Source organism: Verrucomicrobiia bacterium, from assembly GCA_023953615.1.
GTDB lineage: Bacteria > Verrucomicrobiota > Verrucomicrobiia > Limisphaerales > JADLHS01 > JADLHS01.
Genome location: JAMLJH010000001.1, coordinates 1048396 through 1069127 on the forward strand (window position 1 = coordinate 1048396; position 20732 = coordinate 1069127).

The following is a 20732-nucleotide window of genomic DNA, read 5'->3' on the forward strand; positions in this document are numbered from 1 at the left end:
TCTTGCGCGAGCCCGGATTCTCGCCGACGAATTATCTTTGGGAAAATCGCACGACGCCACATCACGTTACACCACAATCCGCTTGCAAACTCCGACATCCAACTCCCATTTTGACGGGTGCAATTAATTTCACGCACAACCGAATACGCCTTGCGCGCCATCATCTGGCTGCTCCAGGAACCGTCCCGTTCACAGACAGCCCGCCAGATTGCGCGCGGCACGCGAACGCCTCCGGATTACACTTCAAAAGTGCTGCAATTATTGACCAAAGCCGGGCTGGTGCGCAGTCAACGCGGATTGGGTGGCGGGTTTCGATTCGCCAGCGATCCTACGAAAGTGACCGTCTTGGAAGTCATCAATGCGGTGGACCCGTTGGAGCGCATCCACGCGTGCCCGCTGGGATTGAAAGAACACGCCACCAAGCTCTGTCCGTTGCATTGCGGCATGAATGACGTGGCGGCGCAAATGGAAGCGACTTTCGCGCGATCCAGATTGGTGGACCTGCTGAACACGAATTCAACCTCGGTGCCGCTCGGCATCAAGTTGAAAACAACCAAGCGGACCGCGCCCCGCACCCGCTGAACAAATCATCATGGCCCCGGATGCGCATCGGAAGCGATTGGAGATTATGGGGATTTTATTGCCAACCTCGCGAGCCTTATGAACCCGGACCGGCTTTGGCTGCGCTTCGTGCGTCTGGCGTTGGTTTGCGCGCTCGTGCCAGGATTTGGTCTGGCGGCGTGGATGACCGGTGCGTGGTGGTTCGGCACTCCGCGAGGGTTATGGTATCTGGCCAGCATTCAAACACACTCCGTCGCTTTGATGATGGGTTGGGGCGGCGCCACCATCCTCGGTGTGGCGCTGCACTTTCTGCCTCGTCTCCGAGCCGTCAAATTGTTCCAGCCCAAGTGGGCGGCAGTCCTGTTCTGGTGGCTGGCACTGGGACTCGGGCTGCGAATAATCGGTCAGTTGCTTCTCGCCAGTCTTGATCCAGAGGGACACAACAACGGAGTCCACTGGTTGAACGCGGTCGTCGCCGGCGGCGTGAGCTTGCAAACCATCGGGATCGTTGGGCTGCTGATCATTCTCGTCATCACCTTTCGTTCCGGAAAACCGCTCAAACAAAATGAAGGCTTCCGACAAATCCTGCCGTTGTTGGCAGTCGCCGGAGTCGCGTTGATCCTGGCGCAGTTGGCTTGGTGTATGGGCACGGCGCAGAGCCTGGCCGCCGGCTCGAACCTTGCGGTGCTGCCATCCGAGCCTTCCTGGTTCGCCGCCGATTTGATGTTGTTCGGATTCATTGCGGCAATTTCCATCGGCATGTCAGCACGCCTGTTCCCGCTCACTTTCCGGATCAAGCTGGCCAGCGTCCGCGGTTTGCTGATCGCCGCCGGATTACTGGCTCTCGGACTGATTTTAACCCTGCTGGAAGCGGTGCGTCCCGCACCATCGGCAGCGACGATTGCTTTGGCCGGTTGGATTGCCATCTGCCAGGCCGGGGGACTGGGATGCGGAATTTTCTCAGTGCGGATTTTTCATCGGCGCAAACCCACTTCCAATCCTGCGGCGCCGTATCGCGTTTGGGAGGATCCAGCGGCCGTTGGCGTCGTTTGCGCGTATGCCTGGGGCGCGGTGGCCGCTCTGTTTCTCCTCCTCATCGCGCTCCAACAATTCGGCGTGGCCATACCGCCAGCGCTGGCACAAAAAAATCTGCCGCGCCATGCGCTCGGAGCAGGCTTCATGACTTTGCTGATTATTTCCGTCGGCTGGAAGATGTTGCCGGGCTTTGGCGGGGGACGACCTCAAGGGCGCCGACTGATCTGGAGTGCGATTCTGCTGGGCAATCTGACCGCGTTATTCCGAATCGCCCCCGCCTTGCTCCCTGCGGAAACGGTGATTGCCACAAACTGGACGGACCGATTATTCCCGTTGGCCGGATTGTCTGGTTTGCTGACCATTGCCGCTTTTGCGTTGGCGTTGCGCCTGAGCCTGCGGCGCACCAAGCTGGTTGATCATTGACGAACCGGCGCAGGGTCCACATGCCGCGACCATCCAGCAGCGGCGCTTGGGTTACATTCCCAACTGACGTTTGCCGTCTTCGCTGAGCATCTCCGGCGTCCAATGCGGATCAAACGTCATGGTCACTTCGACGTTCTTGGCGTCGGGCAGCGCGTTCAGCGCGGTCTTGACGCCTTCGTAAATCCATTCGCCGGACGGGCAGTTCTCCGTGGTGAGCGTCATCGTCACGGCAATGTCGCCGTTCTGGTTTTCCACGTTATAGATCAGCCCCATGTCCACGATGTTCAAGCCAAACTCGGGATCAGGAATGGTTTTCAATGCGTCCCACACGGCGGCGGTTTCAGGGGTTACATTCATTTTGTTTGCGATACGGTTAGTTTCGGTTTAAGCGCGGGTGCGGGCGACGGCGCCGGCGCGGGAAACCAGAGATGCTTCATCACGCCCAACATGTCCACAAGAAACAGAATCACGCCAGCGGCAAACAGCCACGCGCCCAAATGCAGCCACAAGTTGTGCTGCGACCAGGCGCCGGCGAGCATTGGCAGCACCGCAAATTGTTGCAGCCCCAAGCCCCATTGCTCAAGACGCGGTCGCGTCAGGGAATGGGCGGGCGGCGTCGGGCGACGTCCCACTTGCGGACCGTAAACGCGCATCCACGTCAGGAACGGCACCACCTTGCACATCATTCCGGCGATGCACGGCATCAGGCCGCCCAGAATGCCGAGGAGCGCGTAGATCATGGGATTGAATCCGCCGACAGCCGTGCTGCGCGTCGAATCGGGAAGCGTCAAAATGATTCCCGCCAGAGCCGCAGCGTAAATGCCGATGCCACCGCGAAGAAACACCGCAATGCCCGGATCCAACTTGCGCTTCTTGCGGGTGGCGAGGGATTGTTTCATGCCGTAGCCCGAGAAGACCAGACCGATGGTTACCGCGACCGCACCGAGGTAGGTCCACAACGCCCATTGCCAGATCAACGCCGGCACCAAGGTGACCAGGCCCAATTGCGAAAACCACAGCCCCGCTTTGGCGGGACCCCAATCGCGCACTTCCCCCATGGTGAACATGGGAATCAATTGAAACGCCACGCCTTGCAGCAGGGTGAGGAAGAAACCGACCAGGCCCAGATGCGCGTGCATCCGCAACAACGACAGCGGCGCAATCGGCACCCAAACGAACAGGCGGTTCAAAGCGAGAAACAACCCAACGAGAACGGCAAGACACAACCAGCCCGCCGCGAGAATAATCGCCCACGCCACAACGTCGCGCCGCGTCGAGCGGCCGACGGTGATCCAGGTGTTCAAGGTGAACAACATGACGCCCAAAATGACGGCGCAGGCGAAGGTGGCCACCCATTTCAATTGGTAACTCTGGAAGAAGAACACCATGCCGGGCACGCCAATCGCGTGCAGCCAGAAATGCCACCACCCCAGATTTTCCTTCCACAACGTGGTGGTCAACGCCACCGGCACGAGTTGATACACCGCGCCACACGCCACAGTGACGAAGAAGCCCAGCATCCAACTGTGCGTCAGCGCGATCACCGGCGGCGCACCGTGTGGCATGCCCAACAATCCGGGATGCACCACCAGCAACGCGGTCGCCACCAGCAACCAGACCAGCGCCAGCCCCATGAACGCGAGCGGTAACCGGCCCTGCGCGGCCAGCCAGCTTTGTTTGCTGGCCGGTCGCGGCGCGGCGGCTTTGGGGGGTTGGGAGCTTGGTTCAGGCACGAGTCAGCACGGTAATCCAACTGCCATCGGGCTGTTGCGTGCAGTCCGTATTGAAGCCACGTTCCTTGGCCTCGCCAAACAAATGGCACGGCTCGCGATCCGTGTGCGCACGCAACTTTTGTCCGCCCGGCAAAGCTTCCAACGCATCCAAAACCCGGACGAGCGGCTCGGGCGGCTCCAGTCCGCGCACGTCAATCTCCTGCACGTCGGCGGCAACAGCTTTGACGACGGGCGCGGGTGCGGAAGAACCGCAACCTTGCGGCGTGGTCTCCGGCGCGCTGACGGCCTTGAGCTTGGTAATTTTAACTCGAAACTCTTCCGGTCCCTGCTCCAGGTATTCCCAGGTAAAGGCTTCCGGAAATTCATGCTCGAATTGATAACGCAGCGGCACGGGATCGTGATCGTTGAGCAGCACGAAAAACTTGCCCACCGGCAAATCGAGCCAGCGTTGGAAAATTTGCGCGTGCTTCACCCGGCCCGGAATGGGACGGACATCGAAAACCACTTTGGGATCACGATGCGGATCCGCGCCATGGACGCCCGTTCCGCAACCGCGCGGCATGGTCTCCGGAGCGATGGCGTGGCGCAGCTTGGTGATTTTCACCCGGAACTCTTCCGGTCCTTGCTCCAAGTACTCCCAGGTAAAGGCTTCCGGAAATTCGCGTTCAAATTGATAACGTAACGGCACGGGATCGTGATCGTTCAACAGGACGAAAAAGCCGTTGAGCGGCAGATCCAGCCAGCGTTGAAAAATCTGCGCGTGCTTCACCCGGCCCGGAATGGGACGAACATCGAAAACCACCTTGGGATCGCGATGCGGATCGGCGGCGGCAGGAGAACTGGGATTGGAGGTGCTCATAGTTGTTTATATCTTCAATTGGTTTCCAAGACTCACTTCAGTCGCGCGATCGAAGCTTCAATCGCAAAACGAAGTTCACGTTGGCAGCGTAGGAGCAGTGAAGTGGATGTCAACGTCCGGTTCGCTTGGGATGACGCGAAGTTTGACTCAAATCAAAAGCTTCCGGCCAATAAAGCGGGCGGAAGCAAAACAGACGGGATCAACATCAACCGGCCATCAGTAAAAAGAAAAACACTGCCGGGAAATTCCGCGGCAGTGTTGAGTAAAACTGATCCGACCGAATTTTAAGCTTTCGCCAGATTGCCGGTGGCTGGCGCACTGTCCGCATTGGCTTGGGCCACGCGCGCCTCCATGGAAGCCAGGAAGCGCCAGACGAAGAGCAGCGTCGTCAGGAACAACCCGGGATAGCCGATGCCCGCCAGAACGTAAGGCAACGTCGGATTGCCCTGCACGCGCACTATGTCCAGGTTGTAGCTCAACAGATTGAACGTGACGATGAAGCCAAAGATCCACATGCCCAGCAACCAGATACCGGCTTCGAATCCGGTGAGCGGACGACTCCAACCAGTGGCCGGCCGGGTGCGCACCGGTTGCGGCACGGTCGCGTTGCTCGGCTCCCGGCCCAGCGTGCTCAGGTCATAGACAATCAACCCCGCCCCCACCGTCAGGACAAAACCGAACGCAGCCACGAACACTTTGTAAATGTTCATAGCCGGCATCAAATCCCCGCCAACCCACTCCAGCCCCAGCGTGCGGCTGATGTAAATCTGCACCGTGCCGCCCAAGGCGAAGGCCAAGGCGAGGCCGATGACTCCGGCAAAAACCAACCAGAAACCCAAGCGACCCAAGCGTTGATCAAAGTCGCCCGCCTTGCCTCGACGTAGCATCGGCACCGCGTAGTAAGCCGCGCCAATGACCAACATGCCGAACGTGCCGAACAATGCGAGGTGACCGTGCGCCGGGGTAATCCACGTCCCGTGTGACCAGACGTTGGTCAAGGCAAACGTCATGGTGAACCCGAGAATGCCCGCGCCCACCTGTTCCAAGACCACCGAGCCGAGGATGAAGTAGAAGGCCGGTGCATTTTCCAGCGGCTTGCGGTTCGCGTGCGCGTCCAGATAAATATGCCAGAAGCAGAAGATCATCGGGAGCGGTTCCAACGCGCTGAAGAGTGATCCCCAGAATTGCCAGAATTCCGGTGTGCCCACCCAGAAGTAGTGGTGCGCATTACCGATCAAGCCGGACAACCACACCAGCGTGATTCCCCAGAAAACGGCGTAACCCACTTCCTTCACGCTCACCTTGAACAGGAGCACAATCAGAATGCCCACCAAGCTGATGTGAATGACTTCCCAAACGCCTTCCACCCAGTAGTGAACGACAAACCAGCGGAAGTATTCCTGCAAGTCCACCCGTGGCACGTAGAACATGCCAAAGACCCAAACCACCGTGAGGGCCACAACCCCAAGCCCGAGTCCCCAGTGAATTTCGTTCCACTCGCGTATTTTTGGAAACGTGCGCAATACGACGTAGCAGAGAATCGCGAAACCGATCAGGACAATCACGTCGAAGACGCGACCGCCTTCGATATACTCCAAACCTTCCTGCAACCACGGCTGTCCCGCCCACCAGCCGGCGACACCCGTCATGGCCAGGCTCTGCGTGCAGACGTTCCAAATGGTCACCGCGACCACCGCGTAAAACAGGAATTTAATCAGCCACGGCGAGGCCAGTTCCCGTTTGGAGAGTAACGGGCCAACGTAAAGAATGGAGCCGATAAAACCGCTGAGAATCCAAATCAACCCCAGGTTGAGGTGCGTCGCGCGCACAATGTTAAAGTTGAGGGTGCCGGCGAGCAGCGTGGGGTCATTGTGTTGTAAGGCCAACAACAAGCCCAAGCTGACTTGAATAAAGAACAGGACCAGCATGAGCATGAAAAACCTCATGCTCAGACGTTGCGTTTGATATTTTGGTTGTATCACTGTGTCTTAGAGAGTTTTGATGTAAGCGATGATGTCCTCGATCTGTTCATCAGTGACCAGACCTTCGTAGGGCGGCATGGTGCCTTCCGGATAACCTTCCACGACTTTGGCGTTCGGCTTCAGAATGGATTCGGTGATGTAAGCGTCATTCACCGTGGCCGCGCTGCCGTCCGCCAATTTCTCCTGCGTACCGTAAATGCCCTTCCACGATGGACCAGTAATCTTCTTGCCATCCGTTGAATGGCAGGCGGCGCAACCCAGCGTCTGCGCCAGTTGCGCTCCGCGTTCTGCCGCGGCGCCCGAGCCGCTCCCCGTGGAGTTGGGAGCGGTTGCCGCGGGTTGGCCACTGGCCGCCGCCGCAGCCACACTGACTCCAACCCGGCCATGAAGCAGTTCCAACCGATGCTCCAAGTTGCCCGTCAGCACCTTGGGCGGCCACCCTTCGGTATTCATCGCCGACGTGTATTTAAAAAACGCGATTAACTGCGAAACCTCGCCCGCCCGGAACCGCAAAGTTGGCATGTAGGAAGGTTTGCCGCCCCGACGCTGCACCCGTTCTTTGGCCTCGGGATATTTCTCGTAATACGCCTCCAAGGTGTCCACGCCGGCATCAGCGGCAATATCCTTGTCCTTCAATTGCGTCTGCACCGCAAACTCCGTCGGCCACATGTTTGCCGACGGTAAAAACGCCGCCAGCCAGGCCGGTCCCAGCGCGGCATATTTCTTGGTAAGGTCCGGCCCCAGATAAGCGCCATTGCCCACAATCGTGTGGCAATCCATGCAGTTATAGGCTTGAAACACCCGCTTGCCTTCGGTGGCAAAGTGCGGTCCAAACGAAATCTCGTCCGGCGTCACCTGGTTTCTCGATCCGAGGAACGAAAAACCGGAAAGCACGATGAACACCAGCATCATCAAACCCAGCATGATCAGCGCGCGCAGGCGCTTGCCGGGCTCTCTACATTCTCCTCCTGGACAACTCATTGCTTACCTTTCTTGTCTGTTTCCGTCTCTTCCAAAGTGGGTCCGGGTTCAATCACGCCGGTTTTGATCAGGTGATCATGGAGAAACAACATGCGGGTGCAGGCGATGAACACATAGAACACGTAAACCCCCATCAAATAGCCCACAACGAAATAGACCCACCAGAAATCGCGCGATTCCGCAAAATACTCGAAATCCCGCCAAAACGGCCACGACAGCGCAAACCCAGCCGCGCTGCCCAGCGCCGAAAGTACCCAATCAACAATTCGTGTCATTTAGTTTAAGGAGTTGGTTACCAGATTACCCGCACGACCCGACCGCCGTTCACCCGATCTGAAGCCACCCGACTCACTTCGCCGGGGCACGCTCGTATTGATGACGATCAACTGGTTCATGTGGAACGTTTCACTGTGAAACAAACCGTCATTGGCAATACCCGACCAAATCCTTCTGGAAAAAAGCCGGGGATGTTCTCAGTCAGTTTGGATTTCATCGCGCCGCCACGGCTGCTCACCATGTTTGCCCACCGGGTGCGGCACGAAACAAATTTCACCGCGCCAAACTATGAAAACATAATTGGATGTCAATATCCCATTTGTTCACATGACCGCACCTTCTTGACTTAGATCAAATTCCCGAGAGCCCGCGGAAACCGCGTACCTTGCGATCAGCCGCGCATTTCTGACCGGTGCAATTTCAAGTTGCGCCACCTCGCTCGCTTCACGTCGCCCCAGAGGACCTTGCCGCTTCCCACCGATCTTAACGACGCAAGTAAAGCTTACTCTTCGAGAGCAAGTAACTGCGCGCTGTGGTCAGCAATGATCGGCTGGCGACCTTGCGGGCTGGCGACGCGATCAGTGCGTCTTCGACAGGGCATGAGCGATTGTGGCTTTGCAAAAAATGCCCGTCCGGTGCGAAATGTTATCGGCAGCTCGAATTTTTGACCCGTAAGCCGTGAAAAGAATTGGCACGGGTTCACCGGACTCGGTAGGATCGCTCCAACAATCAACTTATGCACCGCTGTGTGAACCGTAGTTTTCAGTGGATCGTCGGTGCAGGCGGGCACGGCGAATGGGTTGGCAAAACGTGAACGTGAAAAGCGCGATCAACAAGATGAGTCATTCAATGGTTACCGTCGGAGCCAGACGACGCCGCGGCTTCACGTTGATTGAACTGCTGGTGGTAATTGCCATCATCGCCATTTTGGCGGCGATGCTGCTCCCGGCGCTCAGCAAGGCCAAAGAGAAGGCTCGCACCATTTCCTGCCTGAATAATCTGCGCCAGCTCGGTATGGCGGCGCACCTTTATACCGGTGACGCCAACGATTTTCTGCCTCCCAACATTTCCGGCAGCCAGCCCGGCAGTTGGGTCGAAGGCAAAATGGATTGGACCGGAGGTCTTGAAAACACCAATACGCAGTTGATGCTCAAAGGCGTACTCGGACCTTACGTGCGCAATCCGGGAGTTTACAAGTGCCCTTCGGATTTGATGCCGGGCCGCGTGGGCACCACCATGCAACCACGGTGTCGTAGCGTGGCCATGAACGCGTTCGTGGGCAGCGCCGGCACCGGCGGTCGGCCCGCGCCGACGCCGTATCCCGGTTGGCGGGTGTACCATCGGCTCTCGACCGTCGTGCTACCCAAACCTACCGAGCTGTGGATGATGGTGGATGAACACCCGGACAGCATTAATGACGGATGGATGGTGAGTGAGGTCTCCAACCCAAATTACTGGCGGGATTTGCCCGGCAGTCAGCACGCGGGCGCGTGCGGATTCAATTTCCTGGATGGCCACAGCGAGATCAAACGCTGGGTGGTGGCCGGCGGCAGTGATAGCACGGTGACCCCGGTTCGCCGCGTTGATTTCACCGGCAAGACGGTAACTGACAATCGGGATGTGCTCTGGATGATTGAGCGTTCCTCCGCGCGCGAGTAACGCGGCTCCACCGAGTCGAAACTCGATGTTCAGTCACCTGCGGAACGGAGAGATGGCGTCCGTTTCGGCCTCCTACGAAAAACTCACCGCGTCAATATCCACCGTCAACGTCACGTCTTCCGGCAGGGTTAACGCCTGGATGAGACGCGCCAGTTCGCGACTCAATCGCACCATGGTGCGGGTGCGTAACATGATCTGGTAGCGATAAAAAGTTTCCGCGCGGAGCAACGGCGCGGGCGCGGGGCCGGCAATGATTAAATCCCGGATGAGCGGCGCCGGCCCAGCGGTCGCAGCGGTGGATTTCGTCACCTGCGGTTCGGCGGCGAACAACGACGCGGTTTCCGTGGACGACTCGTTCCTAGGGGAGTGCGCTTCAGAGGGTTGGCTCAATGCCTCCAACTGCTTGCGCACATGGTTGGCGGCGAATTGCACCTTCTGCTCATTGCGCCCCTTGAGCGTCAGCAATGCCACGCGCCGGATCGGCGGATATTTTAATTGTTGCCGGAATTCCAATTCCTGCTCGTAAAAGCCAATAAAATCATGCCGCCGTGCGTATTGAATCGCCGGATGATACGGCGCAAAAGCTTGCACGAAAACTTCGCCCTCCACGTCGCCGCGACCCGCGCGCCCCGCCACTTGGGTCAGCAACTGAAACGTGCGTTCGCCCGCGCGAAAATCCGGACGGTTCAAAGCCAGATCGGCGTAAATGATTCCGACCAGGGTGACATTCGGAAAGTGCAGGCCCTTGGCGATCATCTGCGTGCCGAGCAGGATGTCAATTTTCCCCACGCGAAAATCACCCAGCACGCGGCGATAATCCTCCTTGCGCTTCATGACGTCGGCATCCATGCGTTTGACCCGCGCCTTGGGGAAGAGCTTGCCCAGCACTTCCTCGACTTTTTGCGTGCCCAAACCGGAGTAACGAAACGCCGGGTTGCGGCACTTTTCGTTCGGACAAATTTTCGGCACGGGCGCGTGGTAACCGCAGAGGTGACAGCGCAGTAAATTTTCGGGACGATGATACGTCAGGGTGAGCGAGCAATTCGGACATTCGCAAACGTAACCGCATTTTTCACATTGCAGCGCCGAGGAATAACCGCGCCGGTTCAGAAACAGAATGGTTTGCTCGCCTTTTTCCAACCGTTTGGTGATGGCCTCCTTGAGCTGTGGCGAGAACACCAACATGCCCTTTTCCTTGCGCGCCGCCTGGCGCATGTCCACCACCCGAACTAGCGGCATTTTCTGATCGTCCACGCGCTCCGGCAATTCCAGCAAAGTGAATTTGCCGCGCTGACAATTATCATAGCTCTCCAGTGACGGCGTGGCGGAGCCGAGCACCACCACCGCGCCTTCCATCTGGCCGCGCATGATGGCCACGTCGCGCGCGTGGTAACGCGGCGCTTCCTCCTGTTTGTAAGTGTGCTCGTGTTCCTCGTCCACAATGATCAGACCCAGCGGCTCGACGGGCGCAAAAATCGCCGAGCGCGCCCCAATGACGATCCGCGCGCGGCCCTGACGAATCTTGTGCCATTCATCGTGACGCTCGCCGGCGCTCAAATGCGAATGTAGTACGGCGACGAGCGTTTGCAGTTTGCCGCTGCTGAACCGCGCCTTGAAACGCTCGACGGTTTGGGGCGTCAGCGAAATCTCGGGCACGAGCACAATCGCCCCCTGACCCCGTTCCAGCGCCCGCGCGATGGCTTGCAGATAAATCTCGGTTTTGCCGGAGCCCGTGACGCCGTAAAGCAGAAAGGTGGTTGGTGCTGTCGAAGACGCCGGCGGCGTTTGGGCGGCGGCGCTGACGTCCATGGCGGCACAGATTTTTTCCAAGGCGTTCGCTTGCGCCGGATTCAACGCCAGCGGTTGCGTCGCCAGAATGTGTTCGCGCGCGTACGGATCGCGCTCGGCAATTTCCGTGGTGATGGAAATCAGGCGATGATCCTCCAGTTTGCGCACGGTGGCAGCGGTTGTTTGCGCCAGCGCGATCAATTCGGACAGCAACAGGCTGCGCCGTTCCTCGATGATGTTCCACACTTCGAGCTGGCGCTTGGTCAACTTGGGAAATTCGCGCGGACTGGGCAGCACGCGAACGAAACGCCGTTCGCGCCAGCCCGCCTCCTCCTGACGCACGGCTTCGGGAAGGACCGACTTCAGCGCGATTTCGGGTGCGCAGCAATAGTAATCCGCAATCCAGCGCGCCAGCCGCAGCACTTTGGGCGTCACCAGCGTTTGCGCGCCGATGAGCTTGAGGATGGGTTTCAACTGCGCGTGCGGCGATTCGGTTGGCAGCCCCGTCACCACGCCCAGCACCTGACGCCGACCAAACGGCACTTGCACGCGGCTGCCGACGGCGACGCGGCCCGCCAGGTCCGGGGGGATGGCATAATCAAACTCCCGGCCCAGAGCCATTTCAAGCGTCACCCGCGCAATCATCGCCAACCAGAGTTGAAGCTCTGTTTCCCGGAGTCAAGCGACACCCGCAATCCACCTCCGATTCAGCGTCGCGAACAAAACAGCAAACGAGAAAAAACTTGCCACCACCCGTTCTCCCGGCGCTAAATCAGTTCATCAACTTGATGCCGGAGCGCATCCCAAGTTCCGCAACCATGCCAATCGAAAAAATTATTGTTCTCGAAGACGACGCCCTGGTGCGAAAAAGCCTGGAGCAGTTGCTCCGTCACCGGCGCTATGACGTCGCCGGGGTCGGCACCATCGGCGCCGCGCAGGAATATCTCGCCAAAGACAATTTCGACCTGATTTTCTGCGACGTGCGGCTGCCGGATGGCGATGGCGCGGAATTTTTGCGCCAGCTCCAAAGTCGGCCGAGCAAGCCGTTGGTGGTGATGATGACGGGCTTTGGTTCGATTGAATCCGCCGTGGCCTGCATGAAAGCCGGCGCGTTTGATTACCTGCTCAAACCGTTCTCCAGCGAGCAACTGGAAGTGACCTTGCAGAAGGCGGAGGAATTCACGCAACTGCTCAAGGTCAATCGCTTCCTCGCGCAGGCGGAGGACGCGGGCGAGGCGGAGTTGTTGGGGCAAAGCGCCGCCCTGGAGCAGGTGCGCGAACTCATTCATAAAGTGGCGCGCACGCAGGCCACGGTGTTGATTCATGGCGAAAGCGGCACGGGCAAGGAACTGGTGGCGCGGGCGATCCATCGCGCCAGTCCGCGCGCGGCGGCGCCGTTCATCCGCGTGAACTGCGCCGCGGTTCCCGAAAGTCTCATTGAAAGTGAATTCTTCGGGCACGAGAAAGGCGCGTTCACCGGCGCGTTGACGAAGCGCGAGGGGCGGTTCGAGCTGGCGCACGGCGGCACCATCCTGCTGGATGAAATCAGCGAAATTTCGCCCCAGGTTCAAGCCAAGCTGCTGCGCGTTTTGCAGGAGCGCGAACTGGAGCGCGTCGGCGGCTCGCGCACGATCAAGGTGGACGTCCGGGTCGTTGCCACCACGAATCGCGATCTCGAACAGAGCATCGAGAAGCACGAGTTTCGTCAGGATTTGTATTTCCGCCTGAACGTGGTGCCGATCTTCATTCCGCCGTTGCGCGAGCGGCGCGAGGACATTTTGTTTTTGGCGGAACAATTCCGGCAACGGTTCGAGCGCAAGCACGGCGTGAAGACGGCGGGGCTTGCGACGGCCAGCCGGGTCGCGCTGGAAGGTCACGCCTGGCCCGGCAACGTGCGCGAACTGCAAAACGTCCTCGAACGCGCCGTGATTTTGAGCACGGACGGCGAACCGATTCACCCGGCGGCGCTCGGCTTTCAATCTTCGCCAGCGGGCATTTCCGCGACGCAATTGCCGCTCTCCTCCACAACCGGTACCGCCACCAGTGAAGGCGCGGTGCTGACGTTGAGCGAGGTGGAAAAGAATCACATCCTCGCAACGCTCGACAAATGCGGCGCGAATCGCACTCACGCGGCCCGCAAACTCGGCATCAGCCTGCGCACCCTGCGCAACAAACTGAACGAATACGAACTGGGCGGCAAAGTCGCGGACAGCGTGGACGGCGCGGAGGACGCGCCCGCCTCGACCACCGTTTGAACGCGTAGCTGCCTTTCGCCTTTCCCGTCGCCTTTCCCGTCGCGCTTCCCGCCGCCGGTCCACACCTCGCGGAGCCGCCGTGTGCGCCTGGTCTTCGGACCGTCACTGACTGGTTCAACCGCCGCTCATCGCGCCGATTCACCCGCGGCCGTTTCGCTTCGAGCGCATGGCACAAGCGGTGCTTAAAGTGGCGTAACGATGAAAACTATGAACAAAAAGGAAGATGTTGCCGGGGCATCCCAGCAATTTTTGCCCGGTACGGCTCGTAGTCTTGTCGCCGCCGGCCAAAACCAGCCCGCACCGTCACCAGCCCAGACGCCGCGCTCGCTGGAAGCGGGAAATTCAACTTACCAAACCATGCTTCGTTTGAGCGAGGTCATCGCCCGCGAAATTCGCATGTTCAAACGCGGTGGCGATGATGCCACTGAAGTCATTCTGACTCCCAATCTTCAGACCCAGATTTCGCTGCGGCTCCAATGGCGCGAGGGTCAGGTCGTCGTCCAGGCCTGGTGCGACCGCGGCGAACCCCAAAGCCTGGCTTTACACTGGCCGCAATTGCAGGCGCACCTCGCCGATTATCACGTTCGCCTGGCGGATTTGATCAATCGCACCGCCACCGGTTACACGGAATTTTTCCAGCATTACTCGACCCCGACGCTCAAAGTCGCTCCGCCGCCCAACGTCGCGCTGGCGGCGGAGGAATTGCCCCTGGCTTTGAAAGCGGCGCCGTTGCCGCGCCACCCAGCGGCGCGCAGTGCGGCGAAAAAAACGTACCCGGCCTGATCCGGATTGCGCGGCCTGATTTTATATGTTGTATCCGAAAACCCGCACCGGCGCCTGCCTGCCGGGCCAGCGTTTTTCGCTTTGCAATGTCAGTCTCAACCTCGGGTCGCCACCATCCCAACCCGCGCCGGGGCTGATCCTGTTTCAAGGTAAAGCCGCGCCCGGGACGCCGATCAGCGGCACGCAGACCGCCGCCAATTGGCGCGTCGTCGTGAACACTCCGGACCTCAAGGTGCGGCTCATTCTGGTGACCAGCGTGTTTTAAGTGACGCCGCTTTTGGCGGAGCACAAGGTTGTGAATTAGTTTTGCAAAATTCCGCTTGCGCGGCGGCGGCAATCGGTCAGTCTAAAGCCGCCAGCAAGACTTACGCGCCATGCACGCTCAGTTGTCCATTCTTCTGGTGGAAGACCATCTCGCGGATGCCACTTTGATCTCGCGCGAATTGGAGCGGATGGATTTTACCTTCACGTTGACGCGCGTACAGTCGGAGTCCGACCTCGAGCGGGAACTGACTTCCAATCCACCTGACCTGATCCTCGCGGATGGCGACCGGCAACTTCTCGACGGATTCCGCGCCCTGGAGATCACCCTGAACATCGCGCCGCGATTGCCGTTCATTTTCGTCAGTGGCAGCAACGATCAACGCCTGGTCGAACGCATGTTCAACGCGGGCGCGGCCGGCTACGTTTTCAAACGCGACCTGCATGATCTCAAACCCGTCATCGAATCCCTTCTGGCTGAGGCCATGAAACCCCAATCCCCGGCGGCGGAAAGGAATGGGGTGGATCGCCTCGCGCCGCTGTCCTCGCCGGCCGGCTCACCCATGACATCCTTGTGTCATGATTTCAATTTGTCGAAAGCGCGCTGACCGCGTATAGATGGCCTTACAGATCATGTCGCGCGTTTGGTTTCGTTTCGTTCGCTCCGCCTGGCGGCGGCTGGCCGGGCTCGGTTGCGGAATTTTGGCCGGGTCGGTCACCGCTCAAACCCTCACCAATTTCAATCTGCAACTCGTCACCAACGTCAAGCCGTCAGCGGACCCGATTTCCTACGGCGACGTGTGGGCGGAGGGCGATCTGGCTTGTCTCGGCGTCTGGCTCAATTACAGCACCTACAACTACGGCGTGGGCGTTTATTCCATCAGCAACCCCGCGGCGCCCGTGTTGTTGAGCATTTACAGTCCGAGTCCCAAAAACCAAAACCAGTTCGAGCTGGGCGCGCTGCGCAACCGCATCGGTTACTTCGGCAGTTGGAGTGGGGGCGGCTTGCACATCGTCTCGCTGGCGGAACCCAGCACGCCGCAGTTGCTCTGTCGCGTCGGCGCCACCAGCGGCAACGTCACGAACGGATTCGATTACGTGCATACGGTTTTTCTGGAGCGCCATTTTCTGTATGAAGCCGCGCACGTGCCGGGGATCGTGACGGTGAAGGTTTTTGATGTCAGCAATCCCGCCGCGCCGGTGTACGTGCAGGACATTGTCACCACCAACACGACCAAGGTGCATCAAATCACCGTGCGCCAAAAAGGCGATCGCGTCATCCTCTACACCTCCGGTTGGGGTGGCTACGACAACGGCAATCCGGCGTCGCCGGGGCAGACGGATTTATGGGACGTCACCGAGATGGGATCGCAGCCGGCGCAATGGCTGGGACGCGTTTATTCCGGTTACAACTCGCACAGCAGTTGGCCGACGGAGGATGGCAACACGTTGATTGTCTGCCGTGAAATCCCCGGCGGCGACGTGCGCTTTTTCGACGTGTCGAATCCGGCCACGTTGACCTCCAACACGGCGCCGTTCCTCACGCTCACGCCGGCGAGCATGGGCATCGGCGCGAACATCCCGCACAACCCGGTGGTGGTCGGCCATTATCTGTTCCTCAGTTGGTATCAGAATGGTTTGCAGGTTTTTGATATTTCCGAGATCGCCCGCCCCGTGCGCATCGGTTTTTACGATACCTTTCCCGGCACGGCGACGAGTTCGTATCAGGGCAATTGGGGCGTGTTCCCACATCTGGGTTTTGACAAACTGCTCGTGAGCGACATCCAACGCGGCCTGCTGATTCTGGACGGCAGCGAGTTGTTGACCGCCACGGATCATTTTCCTCCGCTCATCGTGCAACCACCGTCCAGTCAGACGGTGGCGGCGGGAGCGGAAGTTGTTTTTGCGCCGGTGGTGACGGGTTCGGACCTGCATTATCAATGGCAATTCAACGGCGCGAACCTGCCCGGCAACACCAGCAGCAATCTGGTGCTGGCCAACGTGCAGGCGGCGCAGGCCGGCACCTATACGCTCGTGGTTTCCAATACCACCGCCACCGTCACCAGCGTCGTCGCCAGCTTGAGCGTGACGTATCCCCAAAACTGGCAGACGGTGTTCACGGATGATTTTGATTCGCCCGCCTCCAGCGACAACTGGGATTTATTCGCGGATAGCGGCAACGGAATTTCGGATTACACGGCGGACTGGGCGTTTGATTACAGCGCGTATTTCAGCGCCTTCCACGGCGCGACAATTCCGCCCGCGCCCAACGCCTCCGGAGCCACCACTCGCGGACTGCGCCTGACCGTGAACAACAACGATTCGCTGGGCGCGACCGCCGGAGTCAGTTTGTATCCCAAAAACCAGCAGTTCCAGGGGGCGTACCGATTGACGTTTGATCTCTGGATGAATTATCCGGGCGGACCGGGCGGCGGCGCGGGCAGCACCGAACATTTCACCTGTGGCCTCAATCACACCGGCACGCGCATCAATTGGGATTCGCCCACGGCCAGTCCGAGCGACGGAGTTTTCTTCGCCATGGATGGTGAGGGCGGCACGAGTCCGGATTTTCGCGCCTACGTCGGCAACGCTTCCGGCCGCCCCAGCGCGCTTGCCTTTGCCAACAGCGGCTTCAGCGCCAGCGGCGCGGTTGGGGCCGATAACAGCGATCCGGTCTGGCTGAATCTCTTTCCCGCGCCCCAGTTTGAAAGCCCCGGCGCACCCGGCAAACGCTGGGTGGAAGTGGAACTCAGCCAGGACCTCAATCGCGTCGTCACCTGGCGCATCAACGGACAACTCATCGCGCAACGGGTCAATGACTCCGCCTTCACCAATGGCAACGTGATGATTGGTTACATGGATTTGTTCAACTCCATCGCCAATCCTGCCGAGGACGCGTTTGTGATTTTTGACAACGTCCGCGTGGAAACGCTGGTGCTGCCGGACCCGCCCGCGATTTCCACGCCGCCGCTGGCCGTGGCCGTGTACCCGGAAGCCGATGCAACCTTCTCCGTCGCCGCCACCGGTTCCGCGCCGTTGTATTATCAATGGCAGTTCAATGGCGCGCCGATCATTGGCGCCACAAACAACAGCTACACGCGTTTCAACGTCCAGGCGGAAGACGTCGGCGCGTACTCCGTGGTGATCGTGAATCACGCCGGACAGGTCGTCAGTGCGCCGGTGGCGTTGACGTTGCTGGATTCGCCCTATCTCAACTCGGTTCAAGCCACCGCCGGTTCGCATGGCGCCTTGATTTCGTGGACCACCACCGTTCCGAGCGACAGCCAGGTGCAATTCAGCGCCGACTCGGACCTCGAACAAAATCAAGCCGTTGCCGCGGCGCAAGGCAGCTTCGCCTCGGACTCGTACGTGGACCCCGAACGCACCGCCAACCATGTGTTGTTGCTGACCGGATTGACTCCGGGCACGACTTACAGTTACCAGGCGTTATCCCACGACGGCACCAACACCTATCTTTCCGGCGTTTATCAATTCACCACTGCCGGCACCCTGGTGTTGGATAATACCGCCGCCACCTTCACCGGCGACTGGACGCTGGCCACCAGTTCCACCGACAAGTACGGCGCGGATTATCACTTCGTCAGTTCCGTTGCGGGTGCGCCCACCGCCACGGCCACCTGGCGACCCAACCTCCCCACGCCCGGTCGTTACGATGTCTATGTCTGGTATCCGCAGGGCAACAACCGCGCGAACAACGCGCCCTTCCAGATCGCGCACGCCAACGGCACGACCAATCTGGTCGTGAACCAGCAAACGGGCGGCGGCGGCTGGCGGTTACTGGCGGCTGGTTTGGAATTTGCCCGGGGCACGAGCGGTTACGTGCGGCTCGCCAATCAAGCCAACCCTTCCGTGGTTCTGGCCGACGCCGTGAAATTTGAGTACGTCACCGCCCAGGATTTTCCGACCGATCACACCGTGCCGACGTGGTGGCGCGACTTTTTCTTTGGCGGCCCGATGGATCCGCTCGCCGATCCCGATAATGACGGCTACCACACGGCGCGCGAATACGTCATGGGCACGAACCCCACCAACGCCGCCTCGCACTTGCGATTCACCGTCAACGTGACCAACGCCGTCGCCAATCTCTCCTTCTGGCCGCAACACGCGGACCGGACCTATCAACTGCTCAGTCGCCCGGAACTGAGCTTCACCCCGTGGGCGGAAGTCTCGGCGGCGCCGGTGCGGCTGGCTGATGGCACGGGGTTGTTTGCGCTGACGGCCACCAACTCGGCAAAAAACTTCTACCGATTGCAGGTGAGTTTGAATGACGCGGAAAACCCCAATCCCTTGGCCGCTCCCTTGGCCGCGCGCGCGCGACTGGTTTTCGACAACCAATTCTGCGGACCGTATCGCGTCTTTGTCCGTTGATCTTGTAGCGCCAGCAAGACCTCGCGCTGAACCAACCCGCGCGGCAACACTGAAAAGTTCAGAAACCGCTCGTCGGTTTATCTGATCGGTCTTACGCCCCAGGCAGGCGCGGCAACCCCAGTTCCTTCAGAAATGAATTGTGTTGTTTTCGAGCCTTGGTAATTGCGGCTTCCGCGTCCACCAGTTGCTGGTGCGTCGTCGCGAGATCAATTTCCAGCTCCGGCATCGCCGTGCTGATATAGCGAGAAATGTTGAGGTTGTAACCTTCTTCGGCGATTCGCTCCATTGAAATGCGCTTGGCGTAGCGCGCTTCCTCTTTTCGGAACTGGTAGGTCTCGATGATCTTTTCGATGTGCTCGGTGAGAAGAATGTTCTGGCGTTTGCCCTTCTCGAAATGCTCGGCGGCGTTGATGAACAGCACGTCGTCCGGCTTCTTGCACTTCTTCAACACGAGGACGCAGACCGGAATACCCGTGGAGTAAAAGAGATTCGCAGGCAGCCCGATGACGGTGTCAACGTGCCCGTCCTGGAGCAGTTTCTTGCGGATGCGTTCCTCGGCCCCGCCACGGAACAACACGCCGTGCGGCAGGATGATGGCCATGACGCCCTGATCTTTGAGGAAGTGGAAGCCGTGTAGGAGAAAGGCGAAGTCGGCGGCGGACTTGGGCGCTAATCCGTGATTCTTGAAACGCACGTCGTCGCCCATATCGTCCTTGGGCTCCCAACGGTAGCTGAATGGCGGATTGGCGACGATGGCGTCGAATTTCGGCATCTTCGCCGGATTGGTCTCGCGCAGGAAATCCCAGTCGTTGATCAGGGTGTCGCCGTGGTAAATTTCAAACTCCGTATCTTTCACTCCGTGCAGCAGCATGTTCATGCGCGCCAGGTTGTAGGTGGTGATGTTCTTCTCCTGACCGTAAATCTTGCCGATGCCGTGTGCGCCCATCCGCCGACGCACGTTGAGCAACAGCGAGCCGGAGCCGCAGGCGAAATCGAGGATGCTGCCCAGGTATTTAACCGAGCCGGTCTTGGGCTCCTGACTATCCAGCGTGACGATGCCGGAGAGGATGCTGGAAATCTGCTGCGGCGTGTAAAACTCGCCCGCCTTTTTCCCCGAGCCGGCGGCAAACTGCCCGATCAGATATTCATAAGCGTCGCCCAGCGCATCAATGTCGGTGGAAAATTCCGCCAGCCCTTTGGCGATCTCCTTGATGATGTCGCAGAGCTTCTTGTTTTTGTCTGCGTGCGTTCTGCCGAGTTTTTCCGAGCCAAGATTGATCTCGGAGAACAGCCCCTGGAACGTGCTCTGGAACGACTCGTTCTCGATGTATTTGAAACCGTCCCGCAGGGTTTCGAGCAACTCCCCGCTCTGTGTGCGCGCCAGATTCGCGATGCTGGCCCAGAGATGATCCGGCTTGATGACGTAATGCACCTTGCGCCGCATCTGCTTCTCGAACTCGACCACGTCCTTGGGATTGTTGGCATACCACCGTGAAAGTGGCGGGAGCGTCCGGCTCGCGTCTGCGGGAGACTCTGGAGCTGGAAGCTCCAGCCACTCTTTTCCCAACTCCTTCTTGGCGGCGGCTTCGTAATTGTCCGAGAGATAGCGCAGGAAGAGGAAGGCCAGCATGTAATCGCGGAAATCATCCGCGTTCATCGCGCCGCGCAATTGATCGGCGATGGCCCACAGGGTCTTGCCCAGGCGTTGTTGGTTGGATGCGGTCATTTGAATTGAGAATTTTGAAGT

Annotated in this window: 16 protein-coding genes; 8 read left to right on the forward strand and 8 right to left on the reverse strand. The window is 59.2% G+C overall.

The window, feature by feature from the left end; translation table 11 throughout:
- Positions 1-117 precede the first annotated feature (117 nt).
- Both M9920_04305 and M9920_04310 read left to right on the forward strand, forming a co-directional pair.
- The gene (locus tag M9920_04305) at positions 118-582 is read left to right on the forward strand and encodes an Rrf2 family transcriptional regulator (GenBank protein ID MCO5051504.1); all 465 of its coding nucleotides are present in this window, start codon (positions 118-120) and stop codon (positions 580-582) included.
- A gap of 78 nt (positions 583-660) precedes the next feature.
- A complete protein-coding gene (locus M9920_04310; GenBank protein MCO5051505.1) occupies positions 661-2019 on the forward strand; it encodes a hypothetical protein in 1359 nt (452 codons plus the stop codon).
- A gap of 51 nt (positions 2020-2070) precedes the next feature.
- Here the strand turns inward: M9920_04310 and M9920_04315 are convergent, their stop codons facing one another.
- From M9920_04315 to M9920_04340, 6 genes are all read right to left on the reverse strand, one after another.
- A complete protein-coding gene (locus tag M9920_04315) occupies positions 2071-2376 on the reverse strand; it encodes a metal-sulfur cluster assembly factor (protein ID MCO5051506.1) in 306 nt (101 codons plus the stop codon).
- Positions 2373-3752 (reverse strand): hypothetical protein, encoded by a 1380-nt coding sequence (locus M9920_04320; protein MCO5051507.1) that lies wholly within the window; start codon positions 3750-3752, stop codon positions 2373-2375. The genes M9920_04315 and M9920_04320 overlap by 4 nt, the downstream gene beginning before the upstream one ends.
- Positions 3745-4611 (reverse strand): DUF2249 domain-containing protein, encoded by an 867-nt coding sequence (locus M9920_04325; GenBank protein MCO5051508.1) that lies wholly within the window; start codon positions 4609-4611, stop codon positions 3745-3747. Before M9920_04325 ends, M9920_04320 begins: the two co-directional genes overlap by 8 nt.
- Positions 4612-4895: 284 nt before the next feature.
- Positions 4896-6557 carry a cbb3-type cytochrome c oxidase subunit I gene (locus M9920_04330; protein ID MCO5051509.1) on the reverse strand — a complete coding sequence of 554 codons (1662 nt, stop codon included), beginning with the start codon at positions 6555-6557 and terminating at the stop codon, positions 4896-4898.
- Between the two features lie 42 nt (positions 6558-6599).
- Complete coding sequence (locus M9920_04335; protein MCO5051510.1) at positions 6600-7574, reverse strand: cytochrome c; 975 nt, start codon at positions 7572-7574, stop codon at positions 6600-6602.
- Positions 7571-7849, reverse strand: a complete 279-nt coding sequence (locus M9920_04340; GenBank protein MCO5051511.1) for a hypothetical protein — start codon at positions 7847-7849, stop codon at positions 7571-7573. Before M9920_04340 ends, M9920_04335 begins: the two co-directional genes overlap by 4 nt.
- A gap of 817 nt (positions 7850-8666) precedes the next feature.
- Between M9920_04340 and M9920_04345 the strand changes: the two genes are divergently transcribed.
- Positions 8667-9509 carry a DUF1559 domain-containing protein gene (locus M9920_04345; GenBank protein MCO5051512.1) on the forward strand — a complete coding sequence of 281 codons (843 nt, stop codon included), beginning with the start codon at positions 8667-8669 and terminating at the stop codon, positions 9507-9509.
- A gap of 72 nt (positions 9510-9581) precedes the next feature.
- Here the strand turns inward: M9920_04345 and priA are convergent, their stop codons facing one another.
- Complete coding sequence (gene priA / locus M9920_04350) at positions 9582-11942, reverse strand: primosomal protein N' (protein MCO5051513.1); 2361 nt, start codon at positions 11940-11942, stop codon at positions 9582-9584.
- Positions 11943-12115: 173 nt separating this feature from the next.
- On the opposite strand from priA, the gene M9920_04355 reads away from it, so the two are divergent.
- The 5 genes from M9920_04355 (at position 12116) to M9920_04375 (ending at position 18985) form a co-directional block, all read left to right on the forward strand.
- Positions 12116-13552, forward strand: a complete 1437-nt coding sequence (locus M9920_04355; protein ID MCO5051514.1) for a sigma-54 dependent transcriptional regulator — start codon at positions 12116-12118, stop codon at positions 13550-13552.
- 207 nt (positions 13553-13759) lie between these two features.
- Positions 13760-14335: a hypothetical protein gene (locus M9920_04360; protein MCO5051515.1), complete on the forward strand. Its 576-nt coding sequence runs from the start codon at positions 13760-13762 to the stop codon at positions 14333-14335.
- Positions 14336-14360: 25 nt separating this feature from the next.
- Positions 14361-14600, forward strand: coding sequence for a hypothetical protein (locus M9920_04365; GenBank protein MCO5051516.1), 240 nt, complete (start codon positions 14361-14363; stop codon positions 14598-14600).
- A 109-nt stretch (positions 14601-14709) separates the two neighbouring features.
- Positions 14710-15204 (forward strand): response regulator, encoded by a 495-nt coding sequence (locus M9920_04370; protein MCO5051517.1) that lies wholly within the window; start codon positions 14710-14712, stop codon positions 15202-15204.
- Positions 15205-15229: 25 nt separating this feature from the next.
- On the forward strand, positions 15230-18985 hold the full coding sequence (locus M9920_04375) for a fibronectin type III domain-containing protein (protein ID MCO5051518.1): 3756 nt from the start codon (positions 15230-15232) through the stop codon (positions 18983-18985).
- Positions 18986-19076: 91 nt separating this feature from the next.
- On the opposite strand, the gene M9920_04380 is transcribed toward M9920_04375, so the two are convergent.
- Positions 19077-20711 (reverse strand): type I restriction-modification system subunit M, encoded by a 1635-nt coding sequence (locus tag M9920_04380; protein ID MCO5051519.1) that lies wholly within the window; start codon positions 20709-20711, stop codon positions 19077-19079.
- Positions 20712-20732: the final 21 nt, after the last annotated feature.